The organism is Leptothoe sp. ISB3NOV94-8A, from assembly GCF_043421595.1.
In the GTDB taxonomy this organism is placed as follows: Bacteria; Cyanobacteriota; Cyanobacteriia; order Phormidesmidales; family Phormidesmidaceae; genus Leptothoe; species Leptothoe turfae.
In genome coordinates, this window is record NZ_JAXSQW010000001.1 from 4,143,177 (window position 1) to 4,160,399 (window position 17,223).

The window sequence follows — 17,223 nt, forward strand, 5'->3', positions numbered from 1 at the left end:
GTCCCACAAGAGCCTAATGCGAACTTTACCCAAAGTCTACACAGGCTCTAGAAGCAACTCTAAAAAGAAACTTACGGGGGGATAGCCCCCTATATTATGATCCCTAACCTCCTTGGCCTTCCAGTAATAACTCTCTCACCACGTCAGGTGCGTTTCCTGTCTGAACAAATTCAGCAAAGCCTTTTAAAAATAAAGGATCATCTCCTTTCTCTTCTTGCCAGTCAGGAGACTTTTCATAGATCTGTTCCAAGGCCTCTAAATAATTAATCATGGTCATCCGCGCTGAGTTTGGCCAATACAGGAAAATCTCTCCTAACTCATCCAGCTCATCTTGTTCCAGATCAAAATCAGTCACATTAATCTCTAACAACAACTCTAATACCCGCTTATATGCATCAGGATATTCTGGTTCCAACTCAATTGCTTCTTGGTAAAGTGCCATTGCATCCTGTTGCATTTGAAGAGATTGAGCAGCCTCTTCTTCAGAAACAACCCAATAACTATTACGCTCTAGCTCCTGAGCTTCAAGTATTAATGTTTCATAACGTGTTGCCAAACCTACAGTGATGGAACAACTCCCGGTTTCATCTAAAGGCATTGGCAGACGATACTCATAGGTACCATCCTCATAAACCTCAAATACATAGGTTCTATCACTGGCAGTTCGCTTAACCTCCCCCATAGGCAACAAAGATTCTGTGGGAGTCACCATCGGAAAACAGGTCGTATTACCACCTGCACTCTGGGTACGAATCATGATCACATCACCCCCATGGGCCGAAAAATCATTGGGGCCAGGTGCTAAAGCATCTAGGGTTTCAATTTCATTATGAAATGCCATGGCTGGGCGTAAGTTTAGTACAGTCAGCCCAGCAATCAACCCACATCCCAACAACCTCAACGTGACCTTACGTCTATCCATAACTATGATTCTGAATTTATGAGCGCACTGACAATAAACTTCAATTAGAGAACAGTATTTTCGTAGTCATCTGATGTGAATGCCATGAAGTTACCGTAATGGAATGGATATCTTTTGCACAACAAGGTTTTGCCCTTGGCGCACTCCACTACATCTTTCAAGAATGTCTGATACAACGGCAACTCAGCAAAGCCAAACAGGCTTAAGTTGCGCTGTCACCCTGCTCTATAGATATCGCATTACAATAGCTCTATTGTCGGTCTAATCGAACTTGACCAGTGGTTTTACAGTATGACCCTAAGCAGCAGTGTCTGCCTTCCTCTGCTGAGTTGCCCGACTCAGATGATACCCCTGTGGATAACGAGTTACAGAATTTAATCCCGAATCTACTGGAGGCAATTTTGGCAATGGCATGGCCTGACCGTCAGGACTGGTTCTTTGGTGTGGATATGGGGATTTACTATGCGCCATCAACACCTGCGGTTGTTCCTGATGGTTTCCTGAGCTTAGGGGTGGAACGCTTTATTGGCGAAGAGGGTCGCCTCAGCTATGTGATGTGGGAAGAGGACAATATTGCTCCCACCTTGGCGTTGGAGGTGGTTTCTAAAACCTATGGTGGGGAATACGAACGTAAAAAGGACATTTATGCGGATCTAGGCATTCGCTACTATGCGGTTTATCTGCCAAATCCATCTAGCAGCACGCGAGCCCGTCGGCAACGACAGCCGCTAGAGGTTTATGAACTGGTGGATGGCACCTATCAGCTTTTGGAAGATGAGCCAATATGGTTGCCTGAAATTGGTTTGGGGCTGGGACGTGAGCGTGGCACTTATCTAGGCCGTGAGCGGGAATGGCTCTATTGGTATGACGAAGATGGGAATCGGTTACTGACACCAGAGGAAAGAGTTGATCAGACCCAGGCTCAGGTTGATCAAGAGCAAGCTCGGGCTGATCGATTGGCGGAAAAGTTAAGAGAGCTGGGAGTTGATCCGGATTCGCTTTAGGGTTTCCATGCCCATCGACTTGTTAAGGACCGTGTTGTTTGCGATCGCGCAACAAAACTCAGTCCTGGGCTCACTCTGCGACATCTTTCAAGAATACGTTGAACAGCTAAAAATTATTGTTCAGTAACCACGTTTGAGATCTCGCGTCATGGAGTTCCAGATGGGGGCAACTGCACGTGCTCGATGGGGATACCCAGCTTTTCGGTTAGCTCGATAACGTTATTTGTGAATGTAGAGACATCGCTGGTTGATCCGCCTTGACTAGCTTCACCGCCTATATAACCTGATTTACGTGAACATGCTTAAAAAACAAAAAGCCCTTCAGGCTTAGCTGAAGGGCTTTTTTCATTCTCCTAAGAGAGCTTCAAACGCTATCCAAATCGGCTAGACGTTGACGCTATCAGGAAGGCGGCGTAGGTGAGGACAAAGCCCACAGTAAAGTGAGTTAGACCAACCAAACGAGCCTGAACGATGGATAGTGCAACAGGCTTGTCCTTCCAGCTGATCAGGTTAGCTAGAGGAGTACGCTCATGAGCCCATACGATGGTCTCGATAAGCTCCTGCCAGTAACCACGCCAGGAGATTAGGAACATGAAACCAGTTGCCCAAACCAGGTGAGCGAACAAGAACATCCATGCCCATACAGACAGGTTATTCATGCCGTAGGCGTTGTAGCCGTTAATCAACTGGGAAGAGTTCAACCACAGATAATCACGGAACCAACCCATCAGGTAAGTAGAGCTGTCGTTAAACTGCGCTACGTTACCAGACCAGATAGCCAGATGCTTCCAGTGCCAGTAGAAGGTTAACCAGGCGATGGTGTTAAGCATCCAGAACATGGCTAGGTAGAAGGCATCCCATGCAGAGATGTCACAAGTACCGCCACGACCGGGGCCGTCACAAGGGAAGCTATAGCCAAAGTCCTTCTTGTCGGGCATTAGCTTAGAACCACGGGCATCCAATGCACCTTTGACCAAGATCAAAGTAGTTGTATGGAGACCCAGGGCAATCGCATGGTGAACCAAGAAGTCACCAGGGCCAATGGTCAAGAAGAGAGAATTGGTACCGCTGTTAATAGCTTCGAACCAGCCAGGTAGCCAGATGCCGCCAGCAGCAGCTGTAGCAGCACTGTCAGCATTGGAAAGCAGAGTATCAAAGCCGTATAGGGCCTTACCAGAGGCAGCCTGAACCCACTGTGCAAACACAGGCTCAACCAGAATTTGCTTCTCGGGAGTACCAAAGGCAACTACGACATCGTTGTGTACGTAAAGACCCAGGGTATGGAAACCGAGGAACAGAGTTACCCAGCTCAGGTGAGAAATGATTGCTTCTTTATGTTCCAAGATGCGAGCTAAGACGTTGTTAGCGTTCGCAGCAGGATCATAGTCGCGAATCAAGAAGATCGCACCGTGGGCAAAGGCACCCATCATGATGAAGCCAGCGATGTACTGGTGGTGGGTGTAAAGCGCAGCCATGGTGGTGTAATCCTTAGCCATAAAGGCATAAGGAGGCAACGCATACATGTGCTGAGCCACTAGAGACGTTACTACCCCCAAGGAGGCAAGTGCCAAACCTAGCTGGAAGTGCAAGGAGTTGTTGAGCGTGTCAAACAGACCCTTGTGGCCATCACCAAGCTTACCGCTAGGGGGTTGGTGAGCATTGAGGATCTCCTTGATGCTATGACCAATACCGAAATTAGTTCGGTACATGTGGCCAGCAATGATGAAGACAACCGCAATGGCTAGGTGGTGGTGAGCCATGTCAGTGAGCCATAGAGACTCAGTCTGAGGATGGAAACCACCCAAGAAGGTGAGAATTGCAGTACCCGAACCCTCAGATGTACCAAACACATGGTTTACAGTGTCAGGATTCTGAGCGTATACACCCCAGTTTCCAGTGAAGAATGGGGCCAAGCCAGCGGGGTGAGGCATAACAGTTAGGAAGTTATCCCAACCAACATGCACACCACGGGACTCAGGAATTGCAACGTGTACCAGGTGACCGGTCCAAGCCAGAGAACTCACACCGAACAAACCAGCAAGGTGATGGTTTAGGCGAGACTCAGCATTTTTGAACCAGGACAAGCTGGGACGGAACTTAGGCTGTAGGTGCAACCAACCTGCAAGCAGGAAGATTGAGGACAGCACTAGCAGGAACAAGGACGCCGAATATAGGTCGCCGTTGGTCCGCATACCAATGGTGTACCACCAGTGGTAAACCCCAGAGAACGCCACGTTAACGGGGCCAGTAGCACCAGCCTGGGTGAACGCATCCACCGCATTCTGGCCAAAGTGAGGATCCCAAATCGCATGGGCGATGGGCTTGGTACCGAGGGGGTCAGCGACCCACTGCTCGAAGTTACCTTGCCAAGCAACGTGGAACAGGTTGCCGGATACCCAGAGGAAAATGACTGCCAGGTGACCAAAGTGGGAAGCAAAAATCTTTTGATAAAGATTCTCTTCCGTCATGCCATCGTGGCTTTCAAAGTCATGGGAAGTGGCAATCCCGTACCAGATCCGACGCGTAGTTGGATCCTGTGCGAGGTCTTGGCTAAATTTTGGAAATTTAGTTGCCATAGTGTTCTATTAAGTCCTCCCCGCTAACCTATCGACAGAATTCGAGCATGGAAGAACGCCCAAGTCGTCACAATACCGCCGAGGAGGTAATGGGCGACACCAACCGCACGACCCTGAGTAATACTCAGTGCGCGAGGCTGAATTGCAGGAGCGACCTTGAGCTTATTATGAGCCCAAACGATGGACTCGATCAGCTCTTGCCAGTAGCCACGGCCACTGAACAGGAACATCAGGCTAAATGCCCAGATAAAGTGACCAGCTAGGAACATCAAACCATAGGCTGAGATAGCAGAGCCGTAGGAGTTAATTACCTGTGAAGCCTGAGCCCAAAGGAAGTCACGGAGCCAGCCGTTGATAGTAATTGCGCTAGTCGCGAAGTTACCACCAGCAGGGTGAGATACCGCACCGCCGGAAACCGTGCCCCATACATCCGATTGCATCTTCCAACTGAAGTGGAAAATCACAATAGATAAGGAGTTATACATCCAGAACAGACCTAGGAAGACATGGTCCCAACCAGAAACCTGGCAAGTACCACCACGACCGGGGCCGTCGCAAGGGAAGCGGAAACCCAACTCGCTCTTATCAGGGATGAGGCGAGAGCTACGGGAGTAAAGCACACCCTTAAGCAGGATTAGAACAGTTACGTGAATGGTGAACGCATGGATGTGGTGCACCATAAAGTCAGCTGTGCCAAGAGCAATGGGCATCATAGCCACTTTGCCACCAACGGCAACCATGTCACCACCAAAGGCAACACTAGTAGGGCCAATTGCATTAGGAGCAGTGGTACCGCTAGCAGCTAAGGTGTGCAGGTTCTGCAGCCATTGAGCAAAGATAGGCTGTAGCTGAATCGCACTGTCGGAGAACATGTCTTGGGGACGACCCAAGGCACGCATAGTGTCGTTGTGGATATATAGACCAAAGCTGTGGAAGCCTAGGAAAATACATACCCAGTTGAGGTGAGAGATGATGGCATCACGAGCGCGTAAGACGCGGTCGAGCACGTTGTCGACATGCATGGCCGGATCGTAGTCACGAACCATTGCGATCGCACCGTGAGCAGCACCACCCACAATCAAGAAGCCGCCAATCCACATATGGTGAGTGAATAAGCATAGCTGGGTAGCGTAATCAGTTGCTAGGTAAGGATACGGAGGCATTGCATACATATGCTGAGCCACAATAATCGTTACCGAACCACCCATAGCCAGGTTGATAGCCAGCTGAGCATGCCAGGAAGTGGTCAAGAACTCAAACAAGCCATCGTGGCCATTCTTAGCAGGGAAGAGCAACGGATCGCCCTTCTGACCCTCTAGGATCTCCTTGATGCTATGACCAATACCCCAGTTAGTACGGTACATATGACCAGCAAAGATGAACATGACAGCAATCGCCACATGGTGATGCGCAATGTCAGTCATCCATAGACCACCAGTCACAGGATTTAGACCGCCCTTGAAGGTCAAGAAGTCAGCATAAGCACCCCAATTCAGGGTGAAGAATGGAGTAATCCCTTGCGCAAAACCAGGGAATAAGTCCGCCATGAACACTTTATCTAGCAGATACTCGTGGGGCAAAGGAATATCCTGTGGAGCCACCCCGGAATCCAATAGAGCGTTAACAGGCAAAGAAACATGGATCAGGTGACCAGCCCAAGCTAGAGAACCTAGACCAAACAAACCAGCCAGGTGGTGGTTCAACATGGACTCCACGTTCTGGAACCACTCAAGCTTAGGAGCCTTGATGTGGTAGTGGAATACACCGGCATTAATCATCAAACCAGCCATTACCAGCGCACCGATGGCAGTGCACAAAAGCTGGAAGGAGTTGGTGTAACCAGCTGCTCTCCACATCTGGAACAAACCAGACGTGATTTGAATACCTTGGAAGCCGCCGCCCACTTCACCGTTCAGGATTTCTTGACCAAAAATAGGCCAAACCACCTGAGCACTGGGATGAATATTAATGGGATCTGCTAACCAAGCTTCAAAGTTAGAAAAGCGAGCGCCATGGTAATACATGCCACTCAACCAAATGAACACGATGGCCAAATGGCCAAAGTGAGCGCTAAAAATTTTACGAGAAATGTCCTCTAAGTCACTGGTGTGACTATCAAAGTCGTGAGCGTCGGCATGGAGGTCCCAAATCCAGGTAGTAGTTTTGGGTCCCTTGGCCAAGGCACGGCTGAAGTGACCGGGCTTGCCCCATTTCTCAAAAGAAACAGGTACCGGATTCTCATCAACTGCCACCTTGACTGCTGCCTCCCGCTCCCGCGGGGTAGTTGTCATGGAGACTCTCCTCTCTCTAGACAAAGAACGAACAGCCTAAAAAACGAGATCAGCAAATGCTTCGTGAATGAAACAATTGCAAACATTTTCATTGAGATGTTAACTCACAGAAAATTTTGACGCTCGCCATTAATAGGATTGCTCCTGAGCATTATAGACTTGGCGCTTCACCAATTTTGCGTCGAGTTAACAATAATTCAACCTCCGAAATCCTCTTAGGATAAGGATCGCAAGGTAGTCAATGCCACAAAATTGACATCGAGCATGGGTGATATTAACAAATCTCAATAGAGATCTCTATTTTGGGCCGTAAGTCATGGAAATTGCATACAAACCCAAAAACTCAACTTCTTTTTCCTAATGAACACCATAGAATCTAATAATAGTAAGGGATTCAGTCTCGTACATGCATATATTTAGATTTATTTATTTTTGTAAATTAGCTGAGTAATTTTCTCCTCTTGCGGTGGTTGTAGAGGATTTCCTCATTAAGCGTGACAGTAGCCCGCTAGGATCGATTAAGCACAGTTCTGTTTGGTTTCAAAGGCAGGGCAGGGGCACATTTAACTGTCACAGGAAGAGCTACACCATGACTCTGGTTTCTAATGTTTTGGGACGTTGGCAACAGCATTTAGTCAAGATAATTGGAGCGTTGGTTTTAACAGCACTTTTATTCAGTACGGGCTGTAGCAATCCTCAAGGAATCGAACCGTCAACCGTCACGGAGACCGCTAAGTCCTCCTTATTTACGCCAAGTCCTCCGATCAAGCAGGTAGACACACCGGAACTGATTCAAGAATTGGCCCCGTGGCTAGATACCTACGAACCCCAAGTCCAAATCCTGGAACCCAAAGCTGAAGAAGTTTTTGACAAAACTACAGTCAGTGTAGTCCTAAGGGTGAAAGATTTACCTATATATAAGGACACAAGGTGGGAGATGGGGCCTCACTTAGTGCTTCTGCTGGATAATCAGCCCTATGGTGCGATATACGACCTTGATCAATCTATTACGTTGACGGATCTAACGCCAGGCACCCATACCATCAGGATCTTTGCTGAACGCCCCTGGCATGAAAGCTTTAAAAATGAAGGGGCTTATGCCCAAGCGACATTTCACATCTTTGCCAAAACGGATGAAAATGCACCAAAAGCTAATCAGCCACTGCTCACCTACGGTGCACCCATGGGTGTCTATGGAGCTGAGCCGATTTTATTGGATTTTTATTTAACTGAGGCTCCTCTACATCAAGTCGCTGTAGATAACCCAACGATTTCAGATTGGCGAGTGCGATACACCATCAATGGCCACAGTATCACCCTCCAAGATTGGCAACCTATATATATAGAGGGCTTAAAACCTGGAAAAAACTGGGTACAGCTCACACTGGTTAACGAGGACGGTAAGCCAATTGCAGGGGTTTTTAATAACACTGTGCGACTGATTGACTATGACCCCAATGACAACAACAGTCTTGCAAAAATCATCCGGGGAGAGGTGGCCTTAGAAGATGTGGGCGGCATTATCGATCCAACCTATGAGCCACCGGTTGTCGAAGAGCCTGAGGTAGCAGTACCAGAAGTAGCCGCACCAGAAGTAGCCGCACCAGAAGTAGCCGCACCGGAAGTAGCCGCACCGGAAGTAGCCGCACCGGAAGTTATCGAATCGCCCACTCTGGACGAACCGGAAGTAGCCGCACCGGAAGTAGCCGCACCGTCCCTTCTGGAAAAGCTAGATAAACCTGGTGACCTAGCACCAGCCCAACCGGAGACACTGGAGCAAGAGATTCCTGACATAGCAGCCCCGGAGATCATAGAAACCGCTGAGCCCTCTGAAAATACTGGCGGCTCGATCGATCAGACCATGCAGGATAACAGCCTGACTGAGGATCGTGATACTGAGGATCGTGATGATGCTGAAGTTGATGAGTCTGATTTACCAGTAACAGAAACAACTGCTGTGCCAGAACGTTCTGACAAATTTGACTTAGAGATAAGTGCTGAGTCAGCTACTTCTGCTGATACAGAGGAAAACATTGAACCCTCATCAGAGGCCCTGTCTGAACAGACACCCATTACGGATAAGCAAGACTCATCATCGAGACGCTATTTTCAGAAACTGTATGACTATAGCGATCGCGCCATGAAAAATCGCGATCGCAATTAAGCCAATCTCCCGTTCCATACCTACTACGGCGTAAACGGACTTAGTTTTTAGCCCTTAAATCACAGGCCTCTGGCTTAAGTTGCCGCTCCATCAAGTTGCCAACGGCTTCCTGGGGGGTGATTACCCCCCGCAAAAGACGATGAACCTGGCGAGCAATGGGAACTGGAATACCGTCACGGTTGGCCATGTCGATCAGGACGTGAGCCGTGTTCACCCCTTCAGCCGTACTGCCTAACTCTGCCAAAATATCATCGAGTTTTTTCCCCTGCGCGAGGCCATAGCCCACACGATAGTTACGACTGAGGGTGCCATCGCATGTGGCTAGCAGATCACCCAAACCCGAAAGCCCGTAGAAGGTCTCTACCTGCGCCCCCATGTGAACACCCACCCGCAGCATTTCGGGAATGGCGCGGGTAATTAGAGCCGCTTTAGCATTGGAGCCCAGCTTAAGGCCATCACAGACACCCACTGCGATCGCAATCACATTTTTCAATGTCCCCCCCAGCTCAGCCCCCACTGGATCTGGACTGGTATAAATGCGAAACATCTCAGACGAATAGACCTGCTGTACCCTTGCCGCTGCATCCACATCGGTGCTCGCCACCACTGTGGCCGCTGGTAGCTGCGCTTCGATTTCCTTAGATAAATTAGGGCCAGACAAAACCACAATGGGATTGTCTGGAAAGGTGTCGCGAAAAATCTTAGACGGCGTTCTGGTGGTCTCAGGATCTAACCCCTTAGTCGCCGTCACTAAAATAGTCGAGGTTTTGAGAGCCGCCGTCTGAAGCTGACTCGCTAACGCCGAAACCCCCTTCATGGAAATGGCCGATACTACAATGTCAGCATCAGCGACCGCAGACTTGAGATCTGAAGGCCCCCGTCGCGACCAGATCTGCACCTGATTGCCATTGCTCAGGGCTAGCCTTGCTAACGCTGTTCCCCAAGCTCCTGCCCCTAATACCGTCACCCGAGCCATCTGCTTTAAAGCTTCTGAGAGCGGAATAATTGGAGTTTCAGACGGTGCAGATGAAGTAACCACGAGACAAGCTCCCTTTACTCTAGAGTTTTAAGTTTTAAGTGTTGAGTTTTGAGTTAGTTGCCCAATTCAAAACTCAACACTAAGAACCTACAACTAGCCTAAGCGACGGTCGTAGCTATGGCAGGGCTATATCAGAACCGATCACTGATCTAAGCAACGGTCGTAGCTATGGGAGGGCTGTATTTGTCTAGCTGATAGTCGGGGATACAGTTGTCGCGCATGTAGGTGTAGTAGTCGATCAGGTTGCGATCGCATTTACCCTCCGACCAACCACAGTAGCGCTTCAACACATCCGCCAATACAGGCAGTACATCAAAACCATAGTTACTCCGCATCGACAAAGCTGTCCGCCGTCGACAAATATCTAGGTAGGTGCGAGCCATCTCTGACCTCACACTGTAGACAATCTGTGCCTTAATATCAGGCTGGTCTGGCACAATCGGCTCGACCAGTTCAGGAAACTCTTCCACGATGGCCAATACCTGAGGCGTTCGCGCACCATAGAGCGATAACAAATGAGCGACCACATCTCGATTGGCCGTCGTCATTAGTGTCTTAGCCTCGCTAGTTGAAATTGCACCGGGTAGCGGTGCCTGTCTAGTGACTGAATGACTGCCAGATTTCTTCTGCTTTTTCAATCGCTTTCTAAGCGCTGCATCCACCATTTCCTCGCCCACCTGACGGTGAGTAGTGAGCTTGCCACCAATCAAGGAAACCATGTTATTCACCCCTTCGGATGTGTGGTCATATAGCACATGGCTACGGGTAATACTGCTAGTCTTTTTGCCTTTGCTATGGGGCAAAGGGCGCACACCCGCATAGGTAAACTGCACCGATTCCCGCGTCAGCTGAGCTGTGGGGATGACCCGATTAGCCTCATTCAATAGGTAATCGATTTCATCATTACTGACATGGACCTTATCCAAATCGCCCTCAAAGCGAATATCCGTGGTGCCAATCAGACACATCCCTAACCACGGCAAAATAAAGAAAGGTCGACCATCGGTAAGGGCTTCCACATAAAGAGCTTCATCCGGTGCCCCTGGGAATTTATCGACGATGATATGGCTACCCCGTGTGCCACCAATTTTGCGACTTTTACCGACAGGCGCAGGCGCATTACCCTTAATTCCACTGCGGCAAACCTGATCAACCCAAGGGCCAGAGGTATTGATCACCACTGTTTGATCATGACCATGGACTGTGAAGGCTTCACCGGTTTCAGTATCGCGACAAAGCAGCGACGAAATGCGCTGATCCTTCCGTTGGAGCTGGGCTACGGTCACATAGCTCAGCATGGTAGCCCCGGCCTCCTGGGCCGATAGCACAATTTCTAAACAGAGCCGCTCAGCATATTCCACTTGAGCATCATAATATTGGGCCGCACCACGACAGCCCTCTGGCTCCACTGCTCGAAATAGCTGCTGTAACTTTTGAGCCGCTAACATCCGATGATTTGGCAAGCTCTTGTCATAGCTCAGCAGATCGTACAGCACCATCCCCGCCTGAATCTCCCAATAGCTACGAGACCCCTGGGCATAAATAGGAATTGTCATTTGAATGGGCTTCACCAAATGAGGGGCTGTTCGCAGCAAGATTTCTCGCTCTCGCAGTGACTCCCGTACCAAGTTAAATTCGAAATACTCTAAATAGCGCAAACCACCATGAACCAAGCGGCTTGACCAACTAGTGGTGCCGCCACCAAAATCCCCTTTCTCAATCAAAATGGTCTTTAAACCACGTAAGGCACCATCACGGGCTACGGCTACTCCATTGATACCACCACCAATCACAATTAAATCGTAGGTCGTCGCTTCTATCGTTGAGTAATCAGGCATAGTTGCCACCAAAAGTAACGAGCTATAGAGAAATAAAGTATTAAATCACGAACTAGAATTCCCCATGTTTCAAGATGGCACAGTTTTTTAGAAAGAGGTTGAAATTGTAGGGGTGTTCCATGGAACACCCCTACAATTTCAAATTTCCTAAACTCTAGCAACCTCCTTCGTCTCTGGCTCAATCGCTACCGTCGCTTTGGCTTCCCTAAATAGATGATTGGCCCACTGCTGAACGTCATAACGACAAATAGCCTTGTGGAGCTTCTTCATGCGCTCGGCTTGTTCCTCATCAGACATGGCCAGCGCTTCATCAATACGCTCATCCATACGTGTGGAGGAATAGGGGTTGGTGAGTAGCGCATCAGGCAGCTCCACAGCGGACCCCGTAAACTCAGACAAAATGAGGACACCGTCTTCGCCGTTATGAACAGCTACATACTCCTTAGCGACCAGGTTCAAACCATCTCTTAACGGACAGATCCAGGCAATATCTGCGGCTTTGTACAGTGCCATCAAATCGTCATAGGGCAAAGGCTCAGTAAAGAGCTGCACAGGCGTCCAGTTAAGGGAACCAAAGCGACCATTGATCTGGCCCACCATTTGTTCAATTTGCTCCTGAGCAATGCGATAAACCCGCATCCCTTTGGCCGCCTTCACCGCCGTCATCATTAAGTTGACTTTGCCAATCAACTCAGGGCGTCTGGCTAACAACCGTTCGTAGCAGGCCAGCATTTCCTTAGCACCTTTGACATAATCAACCCGCCCAGCGGACATGATCAGCTTGTTATCACCAATCTCAGCACGCAGTACCTTCACCCGCTCTTGAATCGATGGGCGCATGACCACATCGTGAATCTTTTGGGGACTGGTTCCCACAGGGAATGCATCAATGGTGACAATGCGACCGTTGTAGCGCAGCTTAGTGACCATTTCAGGTTCGGCTAGGGCAGTACCTGTCTTAGTAAAGGCTTCTGGTACGGGGATGCGCTCTACAACTTCTACATCACGACAGCTGCGGGCAGCCGACACAAAGTTCTGCACATAGCGAGGGATATGGAAACCACACAAATCACAGCACAGTAAGCTGTCAATAATGGCATCTCGCCAGTGGAGAATATTAAACACATCCGCTGCCGGGAAAGGCGTGTGATGGAAGAATGCAATCTTCACATGGGGCATCTTCTGACGGATGTAATAGGGCGTGAGCCAGAGGTTGTAATCGTGAATCCAAATCAGCGCATCGTCTGCTGCATCTTCGCAAGCCGCTTCGGCAAATAACCGATTAATGTTCTGGAAGTTTTCCCAGTCAGAGCTGTCATAGGTAAAGTGCTCAGGGAACGAGTGCAAAATAGGCCAAAAGGCTTCTTTTGAGGTGATGTGATAAAAGTTACGTACCTGATCAGCATTGAGAGGGATCCGCCGCACCACACAGCTATCGCTGCCCCCGTCCATGGTGACTCGATCAACAAATCCTTCTTGCTCAGCCTCAGTAATTTGTTTCCACGCTACCCAAGTGCTCTGATCGGCATTAGCAAAAAAGCTCTTTAGGGTAGGAACAATACCGTTAGGACTCTTTTTTTCTCGATAATAAATCTTGCCATTTTCCCTCACCTCATCATAGGGTTCACGGTGGTATAGGATGACCAAGGAAGACTTCATGTTATTTTCTCCTGCAAGTTTATTAGCAGCGGTCAATTAAGCTTGAAACTCGAACATAATAAAGCTCAGCAATGACAGCTCACTTACCAAGCTGCCTCTGCTGAGCCCCAAAAAATTGCATGAAATAGTACTTAAAATCCGCCGACGATTTTTACCAACACATCAGGGTTTACAGAGAGTTACATTACCGTATTAAGCCTGATTTAGCAATTTAACGGGTATTCTCCTTTCAGCCCTGCATTGGGTAAGGGAAAACATTTCGGGAACGAATTTAACAACGTCAACCATAAATATGTTTTCACTCGATATCGATCTTACACTCAGTTTAGAGATGTAAATCATGGACACATTTTCGTCTTACTTTTGATCGATGGGAACTATGGGCGTTTTCAACATTCTGAGCTAATGTAGCGCCGCTAAACCACATCCGAGTAAACTGCGCTCCCCTCAATAACGAGACATACGGTGATTGCAACTGCCCCCAAACACATTCAACTAGTTGAAGATGAAACCCAAAGCCTGCTGATGTGGGCCGAAAGCATCCAACGTTCAGAAGCCACATTTTTTGAAAAAGCTCAGAAAATTGCTCGACGTCTGGGCGCACATTATCGTGCTGATCGGTTGACTGAAGTTGGTTTTTGGACCCCCGATCTAACGGGGGACATTATCCAGTCAGAAGACCGAATTGTACTGGAGATTTATACACCGACAGAGAATATTAACTTTCGAGCAACAGAACAAACCGTTACGTTTAATCGAGTTCAAATCCCCCTAGTCAAACAGGGCGAATTTGTTTGGGGCGTAATCGAGGGCATGCGGTCAGGACGTCGCGATCGCGCTGGCTGTTTTTACTGGTTACGCTATACCGATCAAGATGGAAGAGTACACATCATCCGTGATCCGCTAGCCTATTCTCTGCCCTACGGTATCTTTGCCCCCGCAGAACTGTACGACATGCGCTTAATACAGCGGCAGCGAGCAGACCGTAGCTATTTTCGCCGTACCGGCAGCAGCTATAGCGACACGGACATTCCCCGCATCGGTGCGCCCACCAATATTTTGCAGATTCACGTCAAGACGGCGTCGCCCCAAGGCACATTTGAGGGATTGACGGAAATTTACCAGCGGATCTCCGCCAAGCTTGCCGCTGGGGAAGAACTCACCGCTGAAGAAGCCGTTTATGCAGGCTACGATGCTATTCAGCTACTGCCTGTAGTACCCACCATTGAGTATCGTCGCGAAGACTCCCATGGAGACTATGAGTTTTTTGCGATTCTGCCAGACAAAAACGAAGCTCCCCATCCATCGTTTGCAGAAAATTCTGTCCCTGACCTTTCCCCCAGGGTCTCTCAGGCCGTTTTACGCAAGCCCGACACCCAAAATTGGGGCTACGATGTTCCCATGCTGGGCTCAGGCACAACTAACCCCTCGGTTTTAGGGAGCCTGAGGCCTGATGAGGTGATCGACTTTATTGCCACACTCCACAACTTTTCTACAGGCCCAATTCAGCTGATCTATGACTTGGTCTATGGCCATGCCGACAACCAAGCCCTAGAGGTCATGACCCATCAGTTCTTTAAAGGACCCAACATGTATGGGCAAGATCTGAACCACCAGCTACCCCAGGTAAGGGCTATCTTGCTAGAGATGCAGCGACGCAAAATCAATACAGGGGCTGACGGCATCCGCGTAGATGGCGGCCAGGATTTTCGCTTCTTTAACCCGCTCACGGATCGAGTCGAGCAGGATGATGCTTATCTGTTGGCCATGAGCGATGTCGTGCAGGACATCAACGGCTATCGACGGTTGATGTTCACTATTTTTGAGGATGGCCGCCCCTGGCCCCAGGAAGGCTGGGAAGAAATTTCCCGATACCGGGAGCTAATTGAGCAAAAACCTGAATCATTTCAGTGGGGACCACTGATTTTTGCCCACAATACCCCATCCCTACAAGGATTTTGGGACCGCAAATGGCGACGGGTGGGGGAAGTCATTTTCCAAGGGAACCGTTGGATTACAGGCTGTGGCAACCATGACACGGTGCGGCGTGGCACCCAGGTAAAAACGGACCAGCCGATCAACTGGAATCTGGGCAAAACTCTACCGAATGTTCTGCACAAGGCCTATAACAACCCAGCCACCCAGATATGGGTATGTGGTTTTAGTCCCGGCTTACCCATGGACTTTATCAATGCCAACGTAGGTGCGCCCTGGGGGTTTTTCAGAAACACCGATGACCGATATGGGGTCAAGGTCGTTTCAGAAGAAATCAGCTTTCTAGACTGGCAAATCGAACCCGATATGTACGATTTGCCAGAAGTGTATCCCCAGCTCAAGCAAATGGGATTTCGTGATTTCCAGCAATTGCAGGACTTTTCACGCACACTACAGGAAGCCATGGTATCGACGGACTATAACCTACAAGAGGTAGCTGCCATTTGCAGTAAGTGCCTGGGACCCAGTACCGAAAGCTGTGAACTCCCTGCTTTGGCTGAGCTCAACGAGTCTTCTCTAGCGGAGTTTTTAGCCAATTTAGATGTCCCAAAACTGAAAAGGTTTGCCATGGCTTTTATGGAAGATGGCCATGATTTGTGCAATGTCTCCCGTTCCTATGGGCAGATCGATAAAGGCATTGCCAAATTCCACCTCGCCCTGAGACAGTATCGCCGCCGCTATCCCTGGTTGCAGGACAATTTGACTGGCCATGATCGGTTTAATCGCATTAGCGACGACCAGCGTACGGTTTTTTATGGCCTCAGATGCAATCCCGATGAACCCGGGGCATCCCCAATTATGATGGTGGCCCATATGGGGGGAAAGCCGCTGACCATCAAACTGGAGGATTGGTTAGGCATAAACATGGAGGATTGGCAGGTTGCGATCGCAACACCCGATCTCAATCTCGACACCGATCTCAAGAACTTGAGCCACTTCCCCCTAAAGGATAGCCAGGGTGTTCTTTTTGAACAGAAAAAATAAACACCCTAGCTTTAAGAAATCAATAAGTCTTGAAAGACAATTGTGTAATGCCCAGCCTGTACTGGAGCAGTAGTTTTTCCCTGACAACAATTAATGAAACTCACTCTATTAATTACGCCAGAAGGATTTTAGAGATCATAGAACATTTATTTTTTTGTCTACATATAACTTTTCAAAGTGCTACGATATATAAAATCAACCTTAAGAAAAGACAGCATTATCTCTTCGTAGACCTGTGCAGTGTCTGGGGAATTGCCATATGGAAAAAAAACTCAAAGAACTCGTCGGCCAAAGCAGTGTTTGGCTTTATGTCAAAAGTAGCAATGGCTGGTTCAAGAATGTGGAAATTTTAGAGGTAACCGACACAACCATTACATTCCGTTACGAGTCTGAGTCTGAGGTTGAACGTAAACTTTGGGAAAAAACCACTCGCATTGACAACATTGCTGAAGTGGAAGTAAGACTGCTTACTGTTCCAAAAGTTGATAAGAAGCTGGATGCTATTCGCGGACAGTTATCTAAACTCTTGGATCAAGACAATTATTAGGTCGCCCATAGGAACCAGGCATTGACCCCATTGCCTCTAAATCGTTTCAAAGCACCTAATTAGTTTGCTCGAAACACGTCAAATCCGTTCAGACTTGAAAGAGCGCTAAAAGAAATCAATACTCAAAAACTTCGTTGAAGGGGAGTGCGGCAACGCACCCTCTTTTTTTTGGGGTTCGGCTACGCTCCCTCCACCACAACTACG

The 17,223-nt window shown here is 48.6% G+C and carries 10 protein-coding genes; 4 read left to right on the forward strand and 6 right to left on the reverse strand.

Annotated elements, in window-relative coordinates:
- Nucleotides 1-103: 103 nt before the first annotated feature.
- Nucleotides 104-922 carry a hypothetical protein gene (locus tag SPB21_RS17450; protein ID WP_499867289.1) on the reverse strand — a complete coding sequence of 273 codons (819 nt, stop codon included), beginning with the start codon at nucleotides 920-922 and terminating at the stop codon, nucleotides 104-106.
- Nucleotides 923-1,200: 278 nt separating this feature from the next.
- Here SPB21_RS17450 and SPB21_RS17455 point away from each other — a divergent pair, with 278 nt between their 5' ends.
- Nucleotides 1,201-1,926: a Uma2 family endonuclease gene (locus tag SPB21_RS17455; protein WP_499867290.1), complete on the forward strand. Its 726-nt coding sequence runs from the start codon at nucleotides 1,201-1,203 to the stop codon at nucleotides 1,924-1,926.
- A gap of 371 nt (nucleotides 1,927-2,297) precedes the next feature.
- Here SPB21_RS17455 and psaB read toward each other — a convergent pair whose 3' ends face one another.
- Together psaB and psaA are read right to left on the reverse strand one after the other, a co-directional pair.
- Nucleotides 2,298-4,502 (reverse strand): photosystem I core protein PsaB, encoded by a 2,205-nt coding sequence (psaB, locus tag SPB21_RS17460; protein WP_163669350.1) that lies wholly within the window; start codon nucleotides 4,500-4,502, stop codon nucleotides 2,298-2,300.
- A gap of 23 nt (nucleotides 4,503-4,525) precedes the next feature.
- Nucleotides 4,526-6,793, reverse strand: a complete 2,268-nt coding sequence (gene psaA, locus SPB21_RS17465; protein WP_163669349.1) for a photosystem I core protein PsaA — start codon at nucleotides 6,791-6,793, stop codon at nucleotides 4,526-4,528.
- Nucleotides 6,794-7,382: 589 nt separating this feature from the next.
- On the opposite strand from psaA, the gene SPB21_RS17470 reads away from it, so the two are divergent.
- Entirely contained in the window at nucleotides 7,383-8,957 is a 1,575-nt protein-coding gene (locus tag SPB21_RS17470; protein WP_499867292.1) for a hypothetical protein, read from the forward strand.
- A 40-nt stretch (nucleotides 8,958-8,997) separates the two neighbouring features.
- On the opposite strand, the gene SPB21_RS17475 is transcribed toward SPB21_RS17470, so the two are convergent.
- From SPB21_RS17475 to ggpS, 3 genes are all read right to left on the reverse strand, one after another.
- Nucleotides 8,998-9,933, reverse strand: coding sequence for an NAD(P)H-dependent glycerol-3-phosphate dehydrogenase (locus SPB21_RS17475; protein ID WP_163671854.1), 936 nt, complete (start codon nucleotides 9,931-9,933; stop codon nucleotides 8,998-9,000).
- A 212-nt stretch (nucleotides 9,934-10,145) separates the two neighbouring features.
- Nucleotides 10,146-11,834 carry a glycerol-3-phosphate dehydrogenase/oxidase gene (locus tag SPB21_RS17480; RefSeq protein ID WP_499867293.1) on the reverse strand — a complete coding sequence of 563 codons (1,689 nt, stop codon included), beginning with the start codon at nucleotides 11,832-11,834 and terminating at the stop codon, nucleotides 10,146-10,148.
- Between the two features lie 147 nt (nucleotides 11,835-11,981).
- On the reverse strand, nucleotides 11,982-13,493 hold the full coding sequence (ggpS, locus tag SPB21_RS17485; protein ID WP_499867295.1) for a glucosylglycerol-phosphate synthase: 1,512 nt from the start codon (nucleotides 13,491-13,493) through the stop codon (nucleotides 11,982-11,984).
- 465 nt (nucleotides 13,494-13,958) lie between these two features.
- Between ggpS and gghA the strand changes: the two genes are divergently transcribed.
- Nucleotides 13,959-16,472, forward strand: coding sequence for a glucosylglycerol hydrolase (gene gghA / locus SPB21_RS17490; RefSeq protein WP_499867296.1), 2,514 nt, complete (start codon nucleotides 13,959-13,961; stop codon nucleotides 16,470-16,472).
- A gap of 259 nt (nucleotides 16,473-16,731) precedes the next feature.
- Nucleotides 16,732-17,019 (forward strand): DUF6679 family protein, encoded by a 288-nt coding sequence (locus SPB21_RS17495; RefSeq protein WP_006515682.1) that lies wholly within the window; start codon nucleotides 16,732-16,734, stop codon nucleotides 17,017-17,019.
- Nucleotides 17,020-17,223 lie beyond the last annotated feature (204 nt).